Here is a 20751-nt window from a genome sequence, read left to right on the forward strand (position 1 = left end):
AAACATGTAAGGATATAATTATGATTTCAGATTACAATAATTTACTACCTGAAGGCGTACTATTTAATATACGTCAGATTGATGATATGGGGTTGATAAAGTCTGATATGTTAAAGAAACTTATTTACAACAGAGAGATAGAAATAGTTAAACTAGGGAAAAAGAACTTTATCTCACGTACTGTATTAATTGCTTACCTAGAAGCCAACACTTTACCTGCCATAGCGTAACAAATAAAATATTTACTTTATATTTTAATAACAGATTAATCAAAAACACTCATTTATATATTAGCAATAATCCAAAAAATCAAATATATTACCCTCTATCTAAGTAAGATAGAGGGTAAAGAGTGTAATTTACTACACTTTAATTTCAGATAATGATATAGGTTTATAAGACAAGTCTCTCTCTATAGCAAGCCCAAGTGAACCACGAACTGATTCTAGCTCTTCAAGAGTAAAGTATCCAAGCTCACTCTCTAAACCTTGTACATAACCGTAGAAAGTATTTGTATCAGCTTTTGAGAACTCTATGATATACCAAGTCCAGTTACTATCAGGAGTAAAGAGTTTGACATGACATATAGGATTTAGAAATCCTTCTGTTTCATATAGGTCTGGAATGTCTGAGAGTAAAGTCTGCGGGATAAGCTTACTCATAGTTGATATCCTCTTTACATGTTAATAGCCCTATAACTACACCAACAATCAAGCATCTAATTAGATGATTTGTCTTTAAAGGTCGTTTGCACATCTTAACAACCTCCTACGCAGCTTGTTGCTGTTGAATTGACTTAAACCATACCTTAGAGGCACCGTCCCATCTGAAGCCACATGCCTTGATACTATCTTTCTTTGAAAAGATGTCTTCTCCTATTACTACTAAGTTTTGACCTTGTTCCATTACAGTTAATCCAATATTATAGAGTGAAGAGTAGTCTTGTGGCGTATTATTTTGCACTTGATAGTTCGCTGTCTGGTTATTCTGTTGTTGTGACTGTTGTAATTGTGCAGGTTGTTGATAGTTTTGCTGTTGGTTTTGAGATGTGTTTGGTGTCTTAGAGTAAAGGTTATTTCCAAACTGTCCACCTGCTGAACGAAGGGTTCGTTTCAATGCATCACTTACTGCTGACTTACTAGCATTATCAATAGCATCACCTATTGTTTTTGCTGTTCCCGTACCAACACCAGTGTCTTCTCTTTCAATGAAGTTTCTTTGAGCATCATATATCTTAACTTTTACTATAGCACTGTAGGTTATGACATGATTACTATTTTGATTAGTTTCTCTTGCAACTTCCTCCAAGCGAGTGATTGTGTAATCCCACATATAGTTAAATATAGTATTTGCTACATTTATTACATCATAAGTCTCAAGATATTTGAAACTCATGCCTGCCTTATCTATTGTCTTGATTCTACTATCGTCTAAGTTATACGATAGAGCCTTAATTTGATTTTCTGAAAACATAATTTCTACCTCGTTATTAAGCTGCTTGAGAATCTACTAAGTTCAGTAGTTCTGTAGCTTGATTATTTGAACTAGACTTTCTAGCATTTACTTTGATTTTGGCTGGTACTTCCTTGCTTACAACACCTACCTCTACAAACTTATCTATCTCATCCATACCTTCAATAGTAATCATCGCTGCTTTTACAGCTTCTTCATCTACGACTACTGTGTAGTAGCCTAGCTTGATAAGAGCATCTGCATCTGTAACTTTGAAAGTATCTATGAGTTTAGTTTTTTGAGGCGTAATAGTTATGGAAGATATAGAAGTACCATCTAATCTATCGATACCGTATTCTGCTAAAACTGAAGCTGTAGCCTCAAGTGCTGTAGCTTTTGCAGTTGTGAGACTCTTTTTAAGAGCTGTCATCTCTTTTATATCTTCAGATAAATAATCTATCTTGTTTTGTATCTCTTGAATACTTAAGCCTATGTAATCAGCTTTAGCATAGTATGGTTTGTTAGATTCCAGAACTTGTCGAATATAGTTTTTGAACCACTCTTGTTTATCTGCTTTAATATTCTCCATTTCTGTCTGGAGTCTATAGTTAGTCATCTTCATAGTTTCTACTCTCTTATGCTGCTAGAGCCATTTCAGGCAATTTTATTGAAGCTATACGCTCTGCTAATTCCCAAAGACCTTTATTAACTTCCACATCTTTACTAATGGACTTTATCTCTTTACTTGTAAATCTTCTACCAGTGATATTATTTACACCAGAGATGTTTCCACGAAGTAGATTCTCTTGGATAACATTTAGCGTAGTGTAGAGGTCATCTTTTGTATCTTCATCACGATGTGGGATAAGTACATCTTTGTAATCAACTTGCAGATGTTTATCGAATCTTAGAGGTAAGCTGGAACGAGCAAAACTTATTTTTTCAGTTTCGCTTAGCGTTATAGACTCTAGTCTGTTAATTTTACTCATCAGCTTAGGTTTGATGGCTGTTATATTTGCAACGGCACGAGCTACATCATTTTCTCTGTCGCCTAGATGTTTTATCCTGTAAGACTCAAATACTGAATCGGCAATTACTAAGCCGTTACTGCAAACGAATCTATAGATACCAGCCGAGATACTGAAGCTCTTACTTCTATCATGGCTATTAAACAATAATAGTTCAACTGCATTATCCAGTGGGGCTAAGAGATCGTCGAAGTGGCGAAAGCGAACTAAGTGCTGTTGATATCCTTCTTTATCTAAATCTCTTACAGACGCTTCAGATACACTTACTGGGTACCAATTGTTAGCCTTGATTTCATTTACGACATCTATCGATTTTATAAAATTATATTTATCACTAGTGTTGTAGTGTGGTTCCTCTGTGAATAGTGCGGGTGCTTGTTGTTTTAACTGTTCATTTGTTAGTGGAATTGTTGACATGGTATTTCCTTTATATTTTTTGTTATGGATTAAAAGTCATAAGACTAAAACTATTTTTCATTGGATTCGACTGTCTCTTTGATAGCTGTTCCAACTAAAATAAGGATTGTAAGTATCTGCGGCAATGTGAACATCAATACTCCTAGTAAAAGATTTTCAAAGTATCTATATACCTTGACCATATTGATAATATAGAAGTGAAAATATTTAGAAATCAATAATATAAATTTAAATATTTATTATTATTTTTAGTTACAATTACTGGTATATTTGAATACAAAGAGAGATGATGTCAACATCCCATGATAAAATAGCGACAAGACTAGCGCTAATACTTACAAAACTAAATGGTGGAGAGCAATTTACAGCTCAAGAATTGTCAGAAGAATTCAATGTTAATACTAGAACTATACGCAGAGACATGAATGAGAGATTATCATTTTTACCTATAAAAAAAGAAAATGGTCGTTATACACTAGAAGGATATGCTCTTGGAAACCTTAGCTTTAATGATTTAAAAAACTTTGCAGCTATTAGTGGTATCAAGTCTTTATACCCCACTTTAAACAATGAATTCATCTCTGATCTTTTAAATATGAAGATTAACAATACTTACCAAATCAATAATCATGACTTTGAAGATTTAAGCAAAAAGACAAAAGAGTTCAAGGAGTTGAGTGTCGCTATACTTTATACTCAAACTATAACTTTTAAATACAATGATAAACCAAGAGAGCTTAATCCATATAAGCTTATCAACAATAACGGAATATGGTACTTAGCAGGTGATGAAGATAGTGAAATAAAGATGTATACGCTCCAAAAGATACAAGAGCTTACTATTTTAGAAAAAAGATACATAGTAAATAAAGAGTTTGCAGAAAATATTGAAAAAAATGAATCCAATTGGTTTTCTGCTAAAACTATCGAAGTAACTTTAGAGATTGAAAAACCGTTGATAGAGTATTATCTACGTAGAGATATTTTACCAAACCAAACCGTTATAAAACAAAGCGATGACAAGTTAACTGTGATGACAAAGGTAACTTATGAGAATGAGATACTAGGCATAGTAAAACATGCTCTTCCACATGTTAAAATAACTTCACCACGATATCTGCAAGAAAAATTAGAAAATATCTTACAAAGTTATCTAAAACGGTCATAACCTGTCCAAGACCATCAATATACTTCTTCTATAAAACAAAAAAAGCTTTAGAAGGAAGTTAAGATGTTAAGAGTTGTATTAGGTGGAATTGCACTTGCAGCCACGGCTTATGGACTAAAAAAATATGTAGAAGATAATGATAAACATTACGAAGTGGAAAACGTAGGTTTTAAAATAATTGACGGTATAGATGTAGCCACAGAAAAAACAGATAATTTCTTTAACTATCTGATTAAACAGTTAGATTCACTAGATGATGAAGATACTCACATTGATGTAACAACGGAGCTTAATACGCTGGAGCAGATAGATAAAATTAAAGAGAAGTTTTATGATGATAGTATCCTCAAACTACTAGAATATTTTTCTAATATAAAAGATCTTCCTGATTATGATATGGAACAGTTTTACAAACTACAACAAAAATTTAAAAAAGAAGATGTGAAGTTTAGCTCACTTGAACAAAATACACAAAATGCTTTAGAAAAATATCTTTCAGTACTTAATAACGGCATTGATAAACTTGAAGAGTTTTTAGATTCTAGAATAGATGATGACACACAAACAGTTGACTATCACACTTTATCTGTAGAGGAAAAAGAACAGATATCAGATGTCTATCTTTTAGCTACCGGACTTATTGAATTTTGTTACAGCAAAACAATAGATGAAGATAATAAGTTCTCGAAACAGTTACAAAGACAGATTTTACTCTTTAAAAAACTCACAGAACTCTACTTCTAGTATTTGAGATATTTTCAGGAGTTGTTCAAGGTTAAAATGTTTATTTTTGTAACAAATCTCAGCCCCAGAAACTACGGAAACAGACTTGTAACCCATTTGCATAGAGAGGTCTAGTTGAGACAGTCCTTTTTCTTTGCGATATTTAGCAACGGCTTTACCAACTATTTGGTAAAGCCGTTTAGGAGTGATATTTTGCATAAGTGTACAACCTACTATGATAGATAATGTTAATGTAAGTTTATCTTCTGTAGAATCATTAATCAATCTATCATAATACAATGTATGATAATAGATATTTAAAAGGAATAAAATGAAAAAAATATTAATACTATGTTCAATAGTTATCTCTATCGGATGTATGTCAGTTCAAGCCAAGAGTTTGACAAATGATGAAAGAGTCAAATGGGAAAAAATTGGAATTTGGCAAAATGGTGAGATTAATAGGTGGATAGATGCAGGATTCAAATCTCCACACATTGTTAATGAATGGATAGATGCAGGAATAGTTAATCCACGAAACATTCAAGAGTTAAAAGATGAAGCTAATATTACAACTATTGCGGAATTTAAAAGATGGAGTAATGCAGGTATTGATAATTTACACGATATTAAAAATTGGCAAAAGATAGGAATAAATAATCCAACACAAGCAAAAGCTTGGAAGCAATACATTGGTTTCGATCCTATGTATGCTAAAGAATGGATAGATGTAAAAGTTACTAATCCAAAAGAAGCAGCAGAATGGAGCTCTGTTGGAATATCCCCATCAAATATTGATAATGTTAAAAAACTAAATCTTGATAGTAAAAAAATTCTAGCTTGGCGTAAAGTAGGAGTTGGATATGCAGATGATGTTATTAAGATGATGAATAAAGGTTTTTCAAGTCCAGAAACATATAAAACTTATAAAGCTTTAGGTGTAACTACAAATAATATTGCTGAAGTTAAAAAAGCCGGTTTAGATATACGTTCAATAGAACTATGGAATAAATATGGGGCTAAAGATATCAAACATATTCTTTTACTGAAAAATGGAGGTTTTGAAAGTCCTGATGATTATAAACCATACGATAAACTATTTATGCAAGATGCTATAAAGTTACACAAATGGGGTATAGAACCAAATAGCCTTATAGAGTCAATGTCTATTACAAGTGGAATTGCTAATGAAGAGATATTTTTTGATAATGAAAGTAAGTTTAGAAAAGCATATGAAACCATAGAAGATGAATGTGATAACATATCAAGGAAAAAGTGGTTTAGTGATGTAGATATTTCTCAAAATGAAGGTAAATGTTTTATGTTTGCAAGTAGAATGATGCAACGACTAGATGAAAAATCATTTTTCGGAAAAGTAACACAAAATGGTCTAGCTATTGGTATTAAAAATAGATATTTTTACGTAGAAGACTTTACAGGTAGCTGGATGGAACAAAATACTAGAATTGGTATTATAAAAGGTATTGGTTCATTCTCTTATAACTCTACTGGTGCTAAAAGAATTGTATCTAAAGGGAAAATAGTATATGTTAAATAAAACTAGACTAGTACATAAAAAAAATTTATAGCGCTAGTTTAAGTGAATTTAAAATCTTTAACAATAAAAAAGTTACTTTTCCAATAATTCTTAAGATATATTGGAAAAAAACTAAGTATGTTAATTAATAATAATATAAAGATGATACTATTAGTTCTATTTTAATATATTTTATGTAATAAGGAGAAACATGAGTGATTTAACAATAACTATTATTGTAATTATAATTGGTACTTTAACTGTAATAGCTTCAATATACTTTGCTTATAATAGTATCGTAAAGAGAATAGACAACTCTATTAATAGTCAAAACGAAAAATTATTACAATCCTACAATAGTTTACAGGTAAAACTTGAAGAAGACATTTCTCTATTAAAAAATATTTTTGAAAAAAATAGTGATAGCACTACAAATGATATTAAAAATATTGAAAGTTCTTTATTAAATAAGCATAAAGAATTTAATAAGAGTATTGATACTATTAAAGCTAATTTAGGTACATATACTACAAATATTCAAAGACAAATCAACCATGCTAGATTAGATAATATTATTAGTTTTTCTAATGAAATATCAAAATATAAAAATGGTATTGAAGAAGATGAGTATTTTTTAAAAGAAGTAAATGAATGTAAAATATATAGAATGACTGATAAAACTACTAATGAGGTAACTAACATATATTATAAAGATGGACTAAAAAGTTATACTGAAACATTTTTGGAACATAAACTCATACATAAGTTATATTATTCAGCGGAGAATGTCTTAGAAAAAGGGGAAGATTATGGAAATAATGGAGAACTACTAGTAGATTATCAATACGATGAAGCAGGTGAAATATCACAAAAAACTGAATATGAATATGATAATGAAAGTAATATTATAAACAAAATTGAAATGAAATATTAAAAGGAAACTATATGTATCTAGATTTATTGAACAAACAAGAGCAAGAAGACTTTTTAGAACTAGCAAGATATTCTATGGGCTTAAATGGAGAACATAAAGCTGAAGAAGAAGCTATTTTAACTAATTATAAATATGAATGCCAATTAGTAGAATATATAGCACATAGACAAGAAGATATTAAAAAAATCATTTTAACGCTTAAAGGTTCAACAAAAAAAGTTAAAAAGATAATCTTAGTAGAACTTTTTGGGATACTTTTAGCAGATGGTGAGGTTTGTGAAGAAGAAGCTAAATTTGTAGATATATTAGCAGAAGGCTTTAGGATTAAAGAGTATGAGGTAGATAGAATACAACGATGGGTAGAAGCAATGAATGATATAGTTCAAGAGGGATATGAACTAATTTCTAGATAATTTTAAGGAGTTGAATATGTGGAATTGGGCTTGTGCATTATATGATGATACTAAAAAATTAGTTAGTGAAGCATTTGATTATGTAAAAGAAAAAACGGCAAAAGCTTGGAATGCTGTAACAGGTAAATCTACTTTTAACGAAGCAGAAGCTTTACTTGCTGAAATTACAGATAGATATGATAAAACAAAGTTTGAATATGAACGGAGTATGCAAGAACTCAATCTTAAATTAGAAGAAAAAATCAATACTATCAACTATCATAAAGTAGACATATATGAAAAATATTTTCAAAGATTTACCTCTTTAGGAAATAGACTTCATAATATAAATATTAATGGTAAAAGCTTTTTAGAGTATTTTGAAGATTCTATTACAGAAGTTAAAAAACTTGAAGGTGTACAAGCAAAAGAGAAGCTATATCTAATTGATTTTAATAATCTAAAAGTTTCAGAAATATTTTTTGGAATTTTTACTCTTGGTTTTTTTACAAGAAAAAAAGCAAAACAAACACTAATTAAAGTACAAGAAGAAGAACATAGAATAAATGAAGAGATTGAAAAAATGCACTCCCAAGTAACTAAAGTAAAAGTTATATTAGAATCTATTACAAATGTAGCTTTATATTTTAATAAACTGATTTTAAACTATTCAAAACTTCTTGATAGGTTTGAATATGGTATATCTACTCAAACTCAAATACAAGTTTCAAAAGGTATTAGCCTTGAGAATGGAAAGCTTGACTTTAAATTAATTCCTATAGTACACATTGATGAATTCAGAGCATTATTTAATCTATCTATAGTATTAAAACAAATGGCAACCATGGGATATCTTAATGAAGTTGGTGTCTTACAAGAGGATGATTTAGAAGCTGTAAATGATATTAAATACAAAGTTGAAGAGTTAGAACTTTTAGCTACATAAGGACAAATATGACTACTGAAGAACTAGATGAAAGCACAAAAGAGTTGCTAGGTAAAACTTTATCTTTTGAAGAATTAAGAGATGATTTAAACAACACGTCCCCACTTCAAATGAGTAAAAAGCTTATCGAAATAGAGCTTCATGACCAAAAGTCATCTTTAGAAATTATGGATAAAGTTTATGAAGAGTTTGAAAGTGGTCAAGATGTGATTAATAGTTTGGTTAATCCAATGTTACTAAGTATCGCCGATGGACTTATTAAGCATCCAAAATTAAATGGCTCATTTAGAAAAACTAATATTACTCCATCAAGACTTGTTAATGAAATCAATAATTTTACTTACGAAAAAGATACTAAAAAAGATATGGATGATGATGTATTTTTAACTCAAGCAGAAAAAAGTCATTATAGTAGTGAAACAAGAAATAGACATTATGATACTAAATCAAGAACACAAACAGAAAAAGAAAAAGGTATAGAACGTAATGAAACAATTACATATGAGAATAAGCATGGAGAATTAAAAACAAAAAAAACTGCTACAGTAATTGATGATGTGACTGGAGAAGAATTAGATTTAACAAGAGAAGGTGCTAAACAAAAAGGAATTAGAGCAGCTGATATGGATCATGTTAATCCAATTAACTCCATAAGAAAGAAATACCAAAATAATCCTTATATTTATAGAGATGATTTAGATAAGATTATAGGATTAAAAGAAAATGAAACTTATATAAACTCTTCATTAAATAGCTCTAAAGGAGATCAGACTTGGTCAGAATATATTGAATCATCTACAAAGGATGATAATGGAAATCTTATTGATAAAGATGGAAATATTCTAATAACAAAAGAAAATCAAAATACAGCATTAGAAAAAGAAAAAGAGGTTACGGAAGCTCAAAATAAAGAATCTAAAAAAATAATGGCAAAAAATATAGGACTAAAGGGGTTGGGTGACGCTATAGTTTTAATATTAAAACCTATTTGGTTTGAAATAAAAGATATGTTTAAAAATGGAGTTTTATATGGGTTTGACATAACTGATAAAATTGAAGCTTTTATTTTAAGACTTAGAAGGGCTGGTAAATTTATAAAAGATAATGCACTAAAAACATTAGGTGATGCAGTTAAAGAGGTAATTAGTAATTTTATACCAATGTTACTAGAAACATTGTTAAAAGCTTTTTTAAGTATATGGAAAAAATTTATAGAAATAGTTACTAAAGGTTTCATGGCTATAAAAGAAGCTTTTAAAATAATATTAACTCCATCAGAAAAAATGAGTCAGGCTCAAAAAGCTGATGCAATCACAAAAATAATTGCTTCAGCTATAGTACCAATATTGACATTTAGTTTTGAAACTGCACTTGAAAAGATACCAGTTATTGGAGATATCGCAACTATTATTATTTCAGGACTATTAACAACATTAGTCGTATGGTTGTTAGATCAAATAGACTTATTCTCTGTAAAAGATGAAAAAAGACTAGCTAGAGTTAAAGAAATATTCCAACTTCGTATAGAAAATATCAAAAAAAATACTGATATTTTTAAAAAAGAATCACTTGAAATACTTGCAAAACAAAAACTTCAATTCACGAAAATTGTAGAAGACATGGATAATGCTATTGATGGCAATATTGATGTAAATTCTTCAGTTTACAAGATGGCAGACTTTATGAATATAGATTTAAAAGTTAAAAGTGATGATAACTTTATTGCAATGCTACAGACTCAAAAAGTTTTAAATATCTAACTTATTTTAATAATAGCTTTTATATTTAACTAAAACATATATTTTAAAGATATAATTAATAAAAATAAATTCTGTTAAATAAAAAGTCACAATAAATAATAGCAAAAGCTAAAGCAACAAAAAAACAAAAATCTATGGAAGAGACTCTTTGGGATAGTGCGAATAAACTTAGAGGTACAGTTGAATCAAGTGAATATAAACATATAGTTCTAGGACTTATCTTTTTAAAATTTGTTAGTGATACCTTTGAAGAAAGAAGGAGACCGTTCAGAGTTTTCTTATAATAAAGATGTGAAGAAACAGAGAGTTCTTGTAGCATATCGACAGAATTTTGAGTCTATCTCATTTGAGGTAAGATTGTGACACAGTTTGATAGCTACACGTAAAACTTGAGTGGCAACAGAGTCGGGTAAAACTAGACTGAATTTAAGAGAAGAAGTAATGTGTAGCAGCTCAGGCAAGAAAAATTCCTTGCCCTAACGAACTCTCCATAAGGAGGTTCTCACATGTATAATTTTATTGGAATAGATGTATCAAAATCAACACTTCAAATCTATGCACCTAAAGATAAGTCCTCAATAGAGATCGGTAATGATAAAAAAAGTTTGGGAAAATTTTATAAAGAGTTAAAAAAAAGCTATGAGAATGTCAACTCATTAGTGTTTATTTACGAACCTACAGCAAACTATGGTGTAACACTAACTAAGTTTTGTGCTGAAAAATCTATACATACATATGTGGTCAATCCATATCTTAGTTCAAGTTTTGCCAAGTCATTAGGAAATCGAAACAAGACTGATATCAGTGATGCACAAATGCTTTTTGATATGCATAAACTGATTCCTCAAGAAAAAATAGCTATTCCTGTTATTAATCCAACAGTTGAATTATTGCGTGAACTTGTTAGCTATTACAGATTTTTACAAAAGCAGAAAGTAGCTTTCAAAAATCATTATGAGGCTGCAGTTGCTAATGGTAGTTCCAGATATATTCTTGGTGATATTAAAAAGAATATTACACGTATACAAAAACAGCAGCAAGAGCTTATTATTAAAGCAAAAAGCCTTATTGGAAAAGATACCTCTCTCCAAGAATCATTTGATTGTATAACTTCAATTAAGGGTGTTGGTGACTTAGTTGGAATATTACTATTACATCTTTTTCTTAACTATCCTAATGCCAATAGACAACAAATAACGGCACTTTTAGGCTTAGATCCTATAGTTGTAGAATCTGGTACTTCTGTAAAAAAGAGAACAAGAATCTCCAAAAGAGGATTGAAAATGTACAGAGGTTTAATTTTCTATTCTATTTTATCAACCGTGAGGTTCAATGAAGAGCTAAAGAGCTACTACGAACATCTAAAAGATAGAAAGAAGCATACCACTACTGCTCAGATAGCAGTTATGAGAAAATTGATTTTACTGGCACACTCACTGTATAAAAATAAAACTTGTTACAACCCTGAGCAATTTAAAAATAATAGAAAGGAATCACAAAAAGATGTAGCTGCATGAGTATTTTAAGTCAATTTTAATGTGGCAACTGTGTCAGTAACCGATAGTCATAAAATTATATCATAGTTCAACAATTTAGTTTGAAACTTAGAGCAAGTTCCAAAACCTACAGCTTGTTGAACTTGCTTAAGAGACATTTTGTCCTTTTAATGGTTTTTCAACAATTAAGGGTACTAAGTGTACAAATAACAGGGGTTTTCTTGGTAAACAGACACTTTTTGCTTAAGGATGATAGTCTTAAAAGGGTATTTTTAATAGATTTATGAAATTTTGAAAGATATTGCTGTGTTAAAGTAATAATATTTGTGTCTATTAATACAGGATTTTAAGGCTGTATTCTCTATAATGGGAATGAATGAATAGTTTGGTAAACATATAAATATTACAACTTTAAAGGATAATTGTGAAAAGAATTGGTTTTATAACTGATGAAATTGAAATTAATGAACCGATTTCTAGAATATTAGAAACATTTAATTCAAGAAGAGAAATACAAGTTGAAACGATCAATAGATTAAATCCAGAACTTCCTACAATCAATAAGATTCAATCGGTAATTGAAATGTGTGATGTAATTGTTTTTTATATTTCTAAAGGCTCTTCAAATATTTATTACGAAATTGGATTAGCTCATGGAAATAAAAAAAATGTATTATTAGTTAGTAAAACACACCATCTAATCCCATTTGATTTATCACATCAGCGATCTATTATAATGAATGGTAAAAACTTTGATGATATTGGCTATGAATTAATTAAACTCATTGATGAAAAGTTAGATTCTAGCTCACGCAATAACTACCTAAATATTAATCAAACTAACGTTTACGAAAGATACTTCAACGAATATGCTCCTGAGCTTTCCTATCGAGATTTATATGCATTCTCTGGTCCAAAACGTCATATACTTTTTGAACAATGGTTTTCTAGTTTAGCGAAGAATGTAACACAATGGGAAGTTATTGAAGCCGAACAAAATCATTCTAGGGATTCTTTTGACTTCATGCTTTGGAATTCAGCCAATGATCCAGAACTTAATGCATTAGGTAATCCAATCCCAGTTGAATTAAAATCTTTAAATGCTATGAATTCCAGTCAACTAATGAGAATAGCAGAAAAATTAAAAAAGCAAGGGCTTAAAAGTTTAATTTTATTAACCACTGCTAAAAATAGAAGAAATTCTGCAAATTTTGCTAATAAACTAAAGCATGATTACGGGATATTAATAGTTGCACTTGATAGAGATGATTTAATAGATATTGAAACACCAAAAGATTTATACTTTTCAATAAAAAAGCAACTGTTAAACATCATGTATAAAGGTAGTTAATGTTTGATTTAACTACTTTTAATACTCATATTGACTTAGTTGATAATGCTAGCACTAATCAAGAAAAGGGTTCTTCTCTTGAAAATCTTTCTAAATATCTTTTTAATTGTATTGATGGAATTGAAGTTAGAGAAACAAATGTAAATGCTCCTGCTGAAGAGGTAGACTTACTTCTTTGGAATGCAAAAATTGAAGAGGTCTTTGCTCCTTGGGACAGTTTGATCTCTGTTGAATGTAAAAATTGGTCACGTCCAGCAGGATCACATTTAATAGATAATTTTGCAACAAAAATACGAGTAAAACATTTAACTACTGGTATATTTATCGCTTCTAATGGTGTAACTGGTGATTTTGTAAATGGTAATAATGAAAACCGTGGTGCCGTATATAGATTACATGAACATCTAACAAGAGATGGAGTTAGGATTATTGTAATTCGTATGGAAGATTTAAGGACTTTAACGACAATTGAAGAGTTCCTTGATTTAGTTAAAGATAGGTACTGTAAAATTTACATGCACCGTGTTTTTTAAAAGGTATATACCTAACAAGTATGAGGAGACCAATCAAAAACCATCAGGCGGCTTTTGATTGCTCATTTTCAACGTTGTCTGACAAAGTTACATTCTAGCAAATAGGAAAAGAAAAGTATGAAAAAATATTCTGATTGGCTCAAAATTGATTTACATTTACATACTGACTTAAGTAAAAAAACTAAAGAAGGTGATTATCAAGGTGATTTTTCTGTTGAAACTTTATATGAAAAATTAACAACAAACGATGTAAAAATATTTTCCTTAACTGACCATAATATAATAAATATACCTGCATATGAAGAGTATTATGAAAAATACACTTCTGATGAAGCCCCATTACTACTTGTTGGTGTTGAATTAGATATTGAAGTTAGCACAAGTGATGGACCAAAAACATATCATTCGTTATTAATATTCAACTATAACACCATCGAAAAAGCAAAAGAGTTAAGTGAGAAACTTGAAAATAAATATGCTTCCAAAGGTCTAGATGACAAACAAAGAAAATTAACAATAGAAGAAATTGTAGATTTATTTCCAGAAGATGATTTTTTCTTTATCCCACATGCTGGTAATACTAAAAGTATAATCTCAGGGTACAGAGAAAATGTTGAAGATGCACAAAAAATGGTATTGCTAATGCAAAGTGCGTTTGAAAAAGTTCCAGAAAAAAATAGACAAAGATACAATGAAGGTTTTAATAGAATACTTCATGAAGCTTTTCAAGCACAGGATGATATTGCATATATAGAATTTTCAGATAATCACAATATAAATCAATACCCATCAACACATAAAGGTGGAGCAAATTCTAAAATACACGAGTTTTATTACATAAAAGGAAGTAAGAACTATGAAACTCTAAGGTTGGCTTTTATTGACCCAAAATCAAGAATAAAATCTACGAATCAATATAATGAAATATTTCATTTAAACAATAGTATAGAAAAATTAAAAATTAATAATGAACCCAAGTTACAAAATAATGAAATTACATTTAGCCCACATCTAAATGTAATAATTGGCGGTAGATCAAGTGGTAAAAGTTTATTAATGAACCTATTGGGTAGCAAAATTGATAAAGTTAGTGCAGAGGATAAATATAAAATCAATAATACAAATATTCTGATAAAAGCTAAGCATGATTCTGATTATAAAATAAGTGCAAGTATCACAGAAAATTTAATATATATTAATCAAGGTGATATTGTCCACTATTTCGAAGAAAAAAAACTAGAAGAATTAGCTAATAAGTCAGGTAAAGAAGAAGATTATATAGAAAACAAATCATCTTTTACTGAACATAAAAATGAAATGTTTAGAATCCTTGATAATTTAGTATCTTCATACGAACATACACATGCCATTGGAAAAGAAAAAAAATATGAGCTACACAGACACACTATTGATAATATTTTTAGTGAAGAATATGTGATTTTATTTAATAAAGAAGAGCTAGAAAGTAAATTTGACAAATCAACTGAAATTCAAGAAAGTAAAGAATTAATTGAGAATATCAATAAAGATATAACAACATTTAAAGAAAGTGATATTTTAGATATAACAGATGATGAAACAAATGTTATTGATACTTTTTCTAAGTTAATTGAAGAAAAGTCTTTACTCATTAGTAATAAGGATAAAAACAATATTAAGAAGTCTAAATTTATTAAATTGGTCAATACAAAAATTACCACTAAAAATGATGAGTTATCATCAGGAGCACAAGAAAAAAGTCATGCAAAAAATAATTTAAGGCAACTAAAAACTGAGATAAAAGAACGATTTGTCAAAATGAGTGAATTAAAACAAAAATGTAAAATATTAGAAAACTTTGATTATGGAATGACAAAAAAAATAAATATTAATGACGGTGTTTTGTTGGTTTTAGAGGTTGAAAACAATGAAGAAATTAAAAAATATTTATTAGACGGAATTAATAATTCAAACCTTGGTAAGAGTGTCTATTTAAACCTTGTTTACTTACTATTAGAAAAAAATAGTATTAAAAATTTACCTTCAAATAGTTCAGAAAGATTGAAACAAAAGTTTATTAAGCAACTTGAGCCAATAAAAAATATGATGGATAGTCCTAAAGATTATTTAGAATATGAAGATGGAAATATATCTAAAGATAAAAGTCCTGGATATAACTCAGAAAAATATTTAGAAATAATTTTAAAGAATGATGACAATAAGTTTATTTTTATCGACCAGCCTGAGGATAATTTAGGTAATAGGTTCATTGCAGATACATTAGTTAATATATTACGAGAAATAAAGTTTAAAAAACAAATATTTTTAGTAACTCATAATCCTGCAGTTGCAGTATATGGTGATGCTGAATGTATTATAATTGCTGAAAATAATGAAAATATAATCTCTTACAAACAAATAGTACTTGAAGACAAGGATGCACAAAAAGAAATCTGTAGCATACTTGATGGTGGAGAATATATATTTGACAATCGTTCTAGAAAATATAATATAAAAAGAATTTTAAATGAAGAAGGATAGGCATGGATGAAGAAATAAACTGTAGTTTAACTATTGATGAAGAAGCTTATAAAATAACCATATCTGAGTTAATTGAAAACAATATAGAAATTGATTATTCAAGTGATATTGATTTTACATATTTAGTAACTATTTTAACTGAAAAAATTGATGAAGACAAAAGGATCAATTTACCTTTTGATGATGAAATTAATGATGAAATTAATGATGAAAAACTACTACTCGTTATTAACACAATAAAAGAAATAATTGAAATTTACAATGTGAACTTAATTAATAGTGAAGAAGATGAAGCAGTTGAAGATAATTAAAACAGACAACAAGTACTAGCACACGAACAGCTAAGCTGTCGGTGAAGACAAACGTTACATGACGAAAAGGATATTATTCAATGAATGAAACTTTAAATGATGATGAAGCAAAATATCTTCTTTCCTATATTAATGATGTTTTGCTTCCATCTTCAAAAGAATTTATGGAACTATTAACAAATAATAAAGTTATGTTACACCATGCATTTTCATTTAATGCAATTCTAACTCATGCTATTGATTATATGGTTTTTTTAGCAAAAAAAATGGGAACAGCAACAAGAACAAGTTATATTAAAGAGTTTGATAAAAAATACAATGTATCAGGTGCCATTCATATTAGCAATAAATTTAGACTACTTGATGCTATAAATAATTCCTTTAAACATGTTGAGCTGGATAATAGTCAACCTAGATATAAAGACTTAATTGAAAAGTATGGTGAGTTGACTTTTCATAGTCTTAAGAGTATGAATGGCAAGGTTTATTTTGAAATGCCAACATATAAGTTTGATTATGGACGAGTGGTCTTACGACCCATCGCAAAAATTTTTGATTGTAACTTAAAATCAACGAAAGATATTGTTGATTTTATAAATGGCAACAGAAAGGGCTCTTTTTGTTATGGGAGTTTTGATACTGTATATGAATATGAACCATGGGATGCTATTGATAGAATGATAGATAATTGTAACCCCCAGTGTATGAATTGTGGTGAATATCAAAATTGTGAATGTTCTAGCTATAAATATGCTTCAATGAAAGGGAAAAGTGATCCTGACACTGATCCCAAATTTGTCTTTAATGATGTTATGTCAGAAATTAGTGGCACAAGAGAATGGAATAATTAAACATGTAACAAAACGCAGGAGCCAATATTTTAACCAAGAGCAGGTAAAATATTGCTATCCTTAAACGTTATCCATTTAGAGCTTCTCTAGTCAACAATCTCTTATATTTGGAACATGAATCACTCAAATGAGTTTTCCGTGTTCCACAAAGTGTTCAAAAAGTAAAAACTGCAAAGTTCCACAAACCTTAAGGGATTGTGGAACAAGAAAAGTGAGCTTTTAAATTATATATTTAATGCTTCATCCAATCTCCCTTCAAAAAATATAACCAATTGAGAAAGTGTTAAACTCCAATTCCAAATAGGCATTGTCCACTTTTTAGATGCATTTTGAATACCCATATAGAGTAATTTTAATAAGCTATTTTCATTAGGAAAAGCACCTTTTGTTTTAGTGAGTTTTCTAAACTGTCTATGGACTGATTCTATAATATTTGTAGTGTAAATAACTCTGCGTATATCTTCTGGATATTTAAAATATACAGAGAGATTATCCCACTTATTACGCCATGATTGAATGACTATAGGATATTTAGAGCCCCATTTTTCTTCAAGAATATCCAATTCAATTTCAGCAGCCTCTTTGGAGATAGCTCGATAGATAAGCTTAAGGTCTTTCATAAACTCTTTTTGGTTTTTAGAAGCAACATATCGTATGGAATTTCTAATTTGATGTACAATGCATAGTTGAACTTCTGTTTTTGGAAAAATTGCTTTTATGGCTTCAGGAAAGCCTTTTAAGCCATCAACCGAGGCTATGAGTATATCTTGTATTCCTCGATTATTTAAGTCTGTTAAAACTTGTAACCAAAAGTTAGCACCTTCATTTTCAGATAGGTATAATCCAAGTATCTCTTTTTTACCACTTAGTTCAACACCAAGTATGGTATATACTGCTTTAGAGATATACTTCCCGTTCTCTTTAATTTTATAGTGGATGGCATCAAGCCACACAAATGGATATATGCTTTCAAGTGGACGTTGTTACCACTCTTTAAGCAGTGGTATAATTTTATCCGTTATAGAGCTGATTGTGGCTTTGGAAAACTCCACACTGTACATTTCATCAATATGTTCAGATATTTGACTATAGCTATTGCCTAAAGCATATAATGATAATATCTTCTGCTCTAATTGTTCTGATATATGAGTCTGATGTTTTTTTACTATTCACGTGGTACATCTAAATCAAATGTACCAACACTATTTTTCATAGTCTTTGAAGACTTGCCATTTTTACGATTATTAATCTCTGTAGATAAATGAGATTCAATTTCAGCTTCGAGAACTGCTTCAGTAAGTTGTTTAATCAGTGGAGCAAGTACTCCATCTTTGCCATCAATTCTGGCACCTTGTTTTACGAGTTCAAGTGCCTCGTCCATATTGAACTGTTGTTTCATAAGTCAATCCTTTAGAATTTAATATTCTATCGGTCTGACACAAAGTTTTGAACACTTCCTAATATGATAATTTTAAAATACTTTTTAATAGTCTAGGCTATTTATACTTTTATTAAATTCAATCCGATATAATAAGTATACTAAATAAATCCCTACTCTAAACTAAATAATTATAAAATAGTAGGGATTAAATATACTTCAAAAGTACTATACATAGGTCTTTATCGTATATTTACAAAAAACTATAAAGAGTTGTCTATGAAAAAACTATATTTTTTAACACTGATATTTCCGGTAATTATATTTGCACAGAGTTATCTTATATCAAATATTCCACTTCCAAAAACTTATATTCAAAACTTGGACCCATACCCATGTAATGATAAATGTAGACAAGAGTACCTTGATAATGATATGATATTTTCGTTTCTCTCTCACGCTGACACAAAGCTTGAAAACAAAGAGCAGGATGAAGTTAGAAAAATGAGTATATCTATCTTAAATCTTGGCTCATCTGTACTAACTGAAAAACTACGAATAGCCCTACTCCTGCCCTATAAAGTTATAGGTAGATATGCTTCATCTACGACAAATGCTTCTTTTGCATATCTAATAGCTAAAAACCACTCTTTTGAGTTGAAGAGTTATAAGATAGAAAGTGAGAGTATAGAAGACATTCAAAAAGCACTACAAAAGATCTCTCAAGATGGTTTCTACTACGTCATAGCACCTCTTACACAAAAAGGTGCAGATGCTGTAGGTGAAATAAATCCTGATATGAATATCTTTTTTCCAACAATTAATAAAAAAGATATTACTTCGACTTCATCATATTTAGTTTATGGTGGGATAGACTATCATGCACAAAGTGACATGCTTTTAAAAGAAGCTGTATCTCCGCTAGTTATCTTTTATGACAAATCTACTATAGGTAAAAAACTGAGCCTATACGAGGAAGAAAAGTTTATATATGATGGAATTGACCAGAATCTTAGTACTCAAGAGATTGAAGCTCAAATAGTAGATGCAAACAAAACTGTAGTTAAATTTTCTATCCCTAAAAGAACTACAAATCTAGAGAAGCAGCTATTTGAGAATGTAGATATTGTTGAGGGCTCTTTCTTTATAAATACACCTATCGTTAAGACTGGGATGATTATGTCTCAGCTTACACTTTATGATACAAATGCTACAAATGTTTTATCTACTCAGATTAACTATGATCCACTTATTCTATCTATGACTCAATATGAAGATAGAAAAAATATGATCATAGCAAATTCTATTACTCAAAATAACAATATACTTATCGAGACGAACTCCCTTTTAGGTAATGATATTGTTTATGATTGGATTAACTACACAACTACTGTAGGTGTTGATTACTTCTTTAATCTTGCTACAAGAGAAGACAGAGAGTACAACATAGCCCTAGAGGACAATCAAATGATTTACCCAATAGAACTTCTAAACCCGGCAAGATACAGGTTTATTAAGCATATATCAACTATCAAAGAGTGATAATATAAGTTCTTTTGTCTGTGCATCTATCTTTTGAGGTCTTCCCTCAAAGGTAATGTAGGCTAATGTTATGGATAAACCAAATATCTTTTTTGAATCTTTAAATATTGTTTGAGAAAGTATAAATGAAGCAGTTTTCATCTGAGTAAGTTCTGTAGTAACTTCTAATTCATCTCCAAGTTTGGCACTAGTAATGTAATCAGCCTCTAGCTTTCTTGCTACAAAATGTCCATTTTCCAAAACAGGTGTCATTCCTTTTTTAAAAAAAGAATCACTTCTGGCTCTCTCACAAAAATTTAAATAATTAGAATGATAAACAACCCCTCCTGTATCTGTATCTTCATAATAGACTCTTATTTTCACCTTTTTTCTCCTTTTTTTTATATAGTTCAGACTAAACATTGTATGTCTT

Annotated in this window: 22 protein-coding genes and 1 pseudogene; 16 read left to right on the top strand and 7 right to left on the bottom strand. The window is 29.6% G+C overall.

All coding sequences use genetic code 11. The features are described 5' to 3' along the window. Positions 1 to 20: 20 nt before the first annotated feature. Complete coding sequence (locus ABZC13_RS07690; RefSeq protein ID WP_373002012.1) at positions 21 to 230, top strand: DNA-binding protein; 210 nt, start codon at positions 21 to 23, stop codon at positions 228 to 230. Positions 231 to 362: 132 nt separating this feature from the next. On the opposite strand, the gene ABZC13_RS07695 is transcribed toward ABZC13_RS07690, so the two are convergent. The 4 genes from ABZC13_RS07695 to ABZC13_RS07710 all read right to left on the bottom strand — a co-directional run bounded on the left by ABZC13_RS07695 (position 363) and on the right by ABZC13_RS07710 (position 2897). After that, positions 363 to 662, bottom strand: coding sequence for a DUF2958 domain-containing protein (locus tag ABZC13_RS07695; protein ID WP_373002014.1), 300 nt, complete (start codon positions 660 to 662; stop codon positions 363 to 365). A gap of 106 nt (positions 663 to 768) precedes the next feature. Next, positions 769 to 1473, bottom strand: coding sequence for a Rad52/Rad22 family DNA repair protein (locus ABZC13_RS07700; RefSeq protein WP_373002016.1), 705 nt, complete (start codon positions 1471 to 1473; stop codon positions 769 to 771). A 16-nt stretch (positions 1474 to 1489) separates the two neighbouring features. Continuing rightward, complete coding sequence (locus ABZC13_RS07705; RefSeq protein WP_373002018.1) at positions 1490 to 2074, bottom strand: hypothetical protein; 585 nt, start codon at positions 2072 to 2074, stop codon at positions 1490 to 1492. Positions 2075 to 2087: 13 nt separating this feature from the next. Continuing rightward, entirely contained in the window at positions 2088 to 2897 is an 810-nt protein-coding gene (locus tag ABZC13_RS07710; RefSeq protein ID WP_373002020.1) for a DUF932 domain-containing protein, read from the bottom strand. Between the two features lie 289 nt (positions 2898 to 3186). Here ABZC13_RS07710 and ABZC13_RS07715 point away from each other — a divergent pair, with 289 nt between their 5' ends. Both ABZC13_RS07715 and ABZC13_RS07720 read left to right on the top strand, forming a co-directional pair. Further along, positions 3187 to 4065: a helix-turn-helix transcriptional regulator gene (locus ABZC13_RS07715; protein ID WP_373002022.1), complete on the top strand. Its 879-nt coding sequence runs from the start codon at positions 3187 to 3189 to the stop codon at positions 4063 to 4065. A gap of 63 nt (positions 4066 to 4128) precedes the next feature. Beyond that, positions 4129 to 4809, top strand: coding sequence for a hypothetical protein (locus ABZC13_RS07720; RefSeq protein WP_373002024.1), 681 nt, complete (start codon positions 4129 to 4131; stop codon positions 4807 to 4809). Here the strand turns inward: ABZC13_RS07720 and ABZC13_RS07725 are convergent. Continuing rightward, positions 4774 to 5007 carry a helix-turn-helix domain-containing protein gene (locus ABZC13_RS07725; protein ID WP_373002026.1) on the bottom strand — a complete coding sequence of 78 codons (234 nt, stop codon included), beginning with the start codon at positions 5005 to 5007 and terminating at the stop codon, positions 4774 to 4776. The genes ABZC13_RS07720 and ABZC13_RS07725 overlap by 36 nt on opposite strands. 112 nt (positions 5008 to 5119) lie before the next feature. Here ABZC13_RS07725 and ABZC13_RS07730 point away from each other — a divergent pair, with 112 nt between their 5' ends. The 12 genes from ABZC13_RS07730 to ABZC13_RS07785 all read left to right on the top strand — a co-directional run bounded on the left by ABZC13_RS07730 (position 5120) and on the right by ABZC13_RS07785 (position 17419). Then, the gene (locus ABZC13_RS07730) at positions 5120 to 6346 is read left to right on the top strand and encodes a hypothetical protein (protein WP_373002028.1); all 1227 of its coding nucleotides are present in this window, start codon (positions 5120 to 5122) and stop codon (positions 6344 to 6346) included. 190 nt (positions 6347 to 6536) lie between these two features. Further along, positions 6537 to 7259: a hypothetical protein gene (locus ABZC13_RS07735; RefSeq protein ID WP_373002030.1), complete on the top strand. Its 723-nt coding sequence runs from the start codon at positions 6537 to 6539 to the stop codon at positions 7257 to 7259. A gap of 11 nt (positions 7260 to 7270) precedes the next feature. Next, positions 7271 to 7672: a TerB family tellurite resistance protein gene (locus ABZC13_RS07740; protein WP_373002032.1), complete on the top strand. Its 402-nt coding sequence runs from the start codon at positions 7271 to 7273 to the stop codon at positions 7670 to 7672. A 16-nt stretch (positions 7673 to 7688) separates the two neighbouring features. Beyond that, positions 7689 to 8597 carry a hypothetical protein gene (locus tag ABZC13_RS07745; protein WP_373002034.1) on the top strand — a complete coding sequence of 303 codons (909 nt, stop codon included), beginning with the start codon at positions 7689 to 7691 and terminating at the stop codon, positions 8595 to 8597. An 8-nt stretch (positions 8598 to 8605) separates the two neighbouring features. Beyond that, a complete protein-coding gene (locus ABZC13_RS07750; RefSeq protein ID WP_373002036.1) occupies positions 8606 to 10357 on the top strand; it encodes a hypothetical protein in 1752 nt (583 codons plus the stop codon). A 134-nt stretch (positions 10358 to 10491) separates the two neighbouring features. Then, on the top strand, positions 10492 to 10641 hold the full coding sequence (locus ABZC13_RS07755; RefSeq protein WP_373002038.1) for a type I restriction-modification system subunit M N-terminal domain-containing protein: 150 nt from the start codon (positions 10492 to 10494) through the stop codon (positions 10639 to 10641). 222 nt (positions 10642 to 10863) lie between these two features. Beyond that, positions 10864 to 11874: an IS110 family transposase gene (locus ABZC13_RS07760; protein ID WP_373002040.1), complete on the top strand. Its 1011-nt coding sequence runs from the start codon at positions 10864 to 10866 to the stop codon at positions 11872 to 11874. A gap of 403 nt (positions 11875 to 12277) precedes the next feature. Beyond that, positions 12278 to 13204 carry a hypothetical protein gene (locus ABZC13_RS07765; RefSeq protein WP_373002042.1) on the top strand — a complete coding sequence of 309 codons (927 nt, stop codon included), beginning with the start codon at positions 12278 to 12280 and terminating at the stop codon, positions 13202 to 13204. After that, positions 13204 to 13737 carry a restriction endonuclease gene (locus ABZC13_RS07770; RefSeq protein ID WP_373002044.1) on the top strand — a complete coding sequence of 178 codons (534 nt, stop codon included), beginning with the start codon at positions 13204 to 13206 and terminating at the stop codon, positions 13735 to 13737. The genes ABZC13_RS07765 and ABZC13_RS07770 overlap by 1 nt, the downstream gene beginning before the upstream one ends. 117 nt (positions 13738 to 13854) lie before the next feature. After that, complete coding sequence (locus tag ABZC13_RS07775) at positions 13855 to 16257, top strand: hypothetical protein (protein WP_373002046.1); 2403 nt, start codon at positions 13855 to 13857, stop codon at positions 16255 to 16257. A gap of 2 nt (positions 16258 to 16259) precedes the next feature. Beyond that, a complete protein-coding gene (locus ABZC13_RS07780) occupies positions 16260 to 16568 on the top strand; it encodes a hypothetical protein (protein WP_373002048.1) in 309 nt (102 codons plus the stop codon). An 80-nt stretch (positions 16569 to 16648) separates the two neighbouring features. After that, the gene (locus ABZC13_RS07785; RefSeq protein ID WP_373002050.1) at positions 16649 to 17419 is read left to right on the top strand and encodes a hypothetical protein; all 771 of its coding nucleotides are present in this window, start codon (positions 16649 to 16651) and stop codon (positions 17417 to 17419) included. Between the two features lie 224 nt (positions 17420 to 17643). On the opposite strand, the pseudogene ABZC13_RS07790 reads toward ABZC13_RS07785, so the two are convergent. Continuing rightward, positions 17644 to 18818: pseudogene (locus ABZC13_RS07790) on the bottom strand (IS256 family transposase). 258 nt (positions 18819 to 19076) lie between these two features. Between ABZC13_RS07790 and ABZC13_RS07795 the strand changes: the two are divergent. Next, positions 19077 to 20339: a hypothetical protein gene (locus ABZC13_RS07795; protein WP_373002052.1), complete on the top strand. Its 1263-nt coding sequence runs from the start codon at positions 19077 to 19079 to the stop codon at positions 20337 to 20339. On the opposite strand, the gene ABZC13_RS07800 is transcribed toward ABZC13_RS07795, so the two are convergent. Further along, positions 20322 to 20702: a YbgC/FadM family acyl-CoA thioesterase gene (locus ABZC13_RS07800; protein ID WP_373002054.1), complete on the bottom strand. Its 381-nt coding sequence runs from the start codon at positions 20700 to 20702 to the stop codon at positions 20322 to 20324. The two genes, ABZC13_RS07795 and ABZC13_RS07800, sit on opposite strands and share 18 nt — an antisense overlap. Between the last annotated feature and the right edge of the window lie 49 nt (positions 20703 to 20751).

It is taken from the genome of Sulfurimonas sp., assembly GCF_041563035.1.
Classification (GTDB): domain Bacteria; phylum Campylobacterota; class Campylobacteria; order Campylobacterales; family Sulfurimonadaceae; genus Sulfurimonas.

What these genes read in the sequence shown, in the direction of transcription:
- ABZC13_RS07690 (WP_373002012.1), top strand. Translation starts at nt 21, where the DNA reads ATGATTTCAGATTACAATAATTTACTACCTGAAGGCGTACTATTTAAT.
- ABZC13_RS07695 (WP_373002014.1), bottom strand. Translation starts at nt 662, where the DNA reads ATGAGTAAGCTTATCCCGCAGACTTTACTCTCAGACATTCCAGACCTA.
- ABZC13_RS07700 (WP_373002016.1), bottom strand. Translation starts at nt 1,473, where the DNA reads ATGTTTTCAGAAAATCAAATTAAGGCTCTATCGTATAACTTAGACGAT.
- ABZC13_RS07705 (WP_373002018.1), bottom strand. Translation starts at nt 2,074, where the DNA reads ATGAAGATGACTAACTATAGACTCCAGACAGAAATGGAGAATATTAAA.
- ABZC13_RS07710 (WP_373002020.1), bottom strand. Translation starts at nt 2,897, where the DNA reads ATGTCAACAATTCCACTAACAAATGAACAGTTAAAACAACAAGCACCC.
- ABZC13_RS07715 (WP_373002022.1), top strand. Translation starts at nt 3,187, where the DNA reads ATGTCAACATCCCATGATAAAATAGCGACAAGACTAGCGCTAATACTT.
- ABZC13_RS07720 (WP_373002024.1), top strand. Translation starts at nt 4,129, where the DNA reads ATGTTAAGAGTTGTATTAGGTGGAATTGCACTTGCAGCCACGGCTTAT.
- ABZC13_RS07725 (WP_373002026.1), bottom strand. Translation starts at nt 5,007, where the DNA reads ATGCAAAATATCACTCCTAAACGGCTTTACCAAATAGTTGGTAAAGCC.
- ABZC13_RS07730 (WP_373002028.1), top strand. Translation starts at nt 5,120, where the DNA reads ATGAAAAAAATATTAATACTATGTTCAATAGTTATCTCTATCGGATGT.
- ABZC13_RS07735 (WP_373002030.1), top strand. Translation starts at nt 6,537, where the DNA reads ATGAGTGATTTAACAATAACTATTATTGTAATTATAATTGGTACTTTA.
- ABZC13_RS07740 (WP_373002032.1), top strand. Translation starts at nt 7,271, where the DNA reads ATGTATCTAGATTTATTGAACAAACAAGAGCAAGAAGACTTTTTAGAA.
- ABZC13_RS07745 (WP_373002034.1), top strand. Translation starts at nt 7,689, where the DNA reads ATGTGGAATTGGGCTTGTGCATTATATGATGATACTAAAAAATTAGTT.
- ABZC13_RS07750 (WP_373002036.1), top strand. Translation starts at nt 8,606, where the DNA reads ATGACTACTGAAGAACTAGATGAAAGCACAAAAGAGTTGCTAGGTAAA.
- ABZC13_RS07755 (WP_373002038.1), top strand. Translation starts at nt 10,492, where the DNA reads ATGGAAGAGACTCTTTGGGATAGTGCGAATAAACTTAGAGGTACAGTT.
- ABZC13_RS07760 (WP_373002040.1), top strand. Translation starts at nt 10,864, where the DNA reads ATGTATAATTTTATTGGAATAGATGTATCAAAATCAACACTTCAAATC.
- ABZC13_RS07770 (WP_373002044.1), top strand. Translation starts at nt 13,204, where the DNA reads ATGTTTGATTTAACTACTTTTAATACTCATATTGACTTAGTTGATAAT.
- ABZC13_RS07775 (WP_373002046.1), top strand. Translation starts at nt 13,855, where the DNA reads ATGAAAAAATATTCTGATTGGCTCAAAATTGATTTACATTTACATACT.
- ABZC13_RS07780 (WP_373002048.1), top strand. Translation starts at nt 16,260, where the DNA reads ATGGATGAAGAAATAAACTGTAGTTTAACTATTGATGAAGAAGCTTAT.
- ABZC13_RS07785 (WP_373002050.1), top strand. Translation starts at nt 16,649, where the DNA reads ATGAATGAAACTTTAAATGATGATGAAGCAAAATATCTTCTTTCCTAT.
- ABZC13_RS07795 (WP_373002052.1), top strand. Translation starts at nt 19,077, where the DNA reads ATGAAAAAACTATATTTTTTAACACTGATATTTCCGGTAATTATATTT.